Annotated in this window: 1 protein-coding gene; it reads right to left on the minus strand. The window is 64.3% G+C overall.

Features of this window, described 5'->3' with window-relative positions:
- Positions 1-116: 116 nt before the first annotated feature.
- A partial coding sequence (locus tag HV744_RS36665; RefSeq protein ID WP_217469227.1) for a CDC50/LEM3 family protein occupies positions 117-694 on the minus strand: 578 nt, incomplete at its 5' end.

Genomic DNA, 694 nt, shown 5'->3' on the forward strand with positions numbered 1-694 from the left:
GGCGTGGTTCACTAAACACGTTTTTTGGGTAACACGGACGAGCGGGATCAGGCCGCCGGCAGGAGGATTTCCGGTGAAACTGGGGAGTCTGCGAGAGGGCTTGTGCCTCCCGCATCTCAGGCTCGCTGCGGCTGCAGAGGTCCGAGGCCTAACAGCGTGAGCCAGTGCGCATGAGGCTGACCGGTCATCAACTCACAAGGACTCCTGCCTGTGCGCGCGGACTTCCGGCTGCGCATGTAGCGCCGGTGATTCAGGAAGAATTGCAGCAGGCCGAGGTACGGGCTGCCGAGGTGGCGGCGCAGCGTGAAGTAGGTTCGTAGCCGCGAGTTGAGGTTCTCGACCAGCGAACTGCAGCGCGGGGTTTGTTCCATGACCTGGGCCACAGCGCTGGAGACCGCATTGAACTGACTGCCCAGGCTCGCGCAAAGCCGGCCCCGGCCCTGCCAGTACGCGGGCGAAGTGGTCGGCTTGCGATGGAGCACCAACGCTGCGCGCACCAGCGGTTCAGCCACCGTATGCGTTTGCGCAATCGCGGCCAGCCTCGCATCGAGCACGCCGGCAAACGCGAGCAGGTCGTCACGCTGGTTCTGTAGTGCAACACGTACCCGGCGGATACGGCGCGCATCCTGAGGTTCGCGCCGACGCAATTCCTGCACGACGAAGTCGAACAGTTCCATGCGCGTGGCCAGATCCG

It is taken from the genome of Paraburkholderia ultramafica, assembly GCF_902859915.1.
Lineage (GTDB): Bacteria > Pseudomonadota > Gammaproteobacteria > Burkholderiales > Burkholderiaceae > Paraburkholderia > Paraburkholderia ultramafica.